Origin of the sequence: Microbacterium sp. C7(2022) (assembly GCF_028823665.1) — a bacterium.
Taxonomy (GTDB): domain Bacteria; phylum Actinomycetota; class Actinomycetes; order Actinomycetales; family Microbacteriaceae; genus Microbacterium.
The window spans coordinates 1-211 of record NZ_JAPEHV010000124.1; the positions used below are offsets into that span (position 1 = coordinate 1).

Sequence of the window (211 nt, forward strand, 5' to 3'; positions counted from 1 at the left end):
GCGACTTTGAAGGCTTCCCACTGAATAGGCACATTTTCTAGTCTCTCCATCCTCCACTGTTCATACCATATTTGGGCAAGGCCTATGAGTTGATAGGCCGCTAGCTCTGCTTTTTCTTCCGAACTCACCCCCATAATAGCCATAATCTTGTACACCTCATCCAAGAAAGCTTTAGGGTCTTCCTCCGTCTTCGAGCCATGAAACTCTGGGG

Annotated in this window: 1 protein-coding gene; it reads right to left on the reverse strand. The window is 47.9% G+C overall.

Annotation, left to right across the window (positions count from 1 at the left end; translation table 11 throughout):
- The coding region (locus ON062_RS13775; protein ID WP_274647712.1) for a hypothetical protein at nt 1-211 on the reverse strand (211 nt) is incomplete at both ends.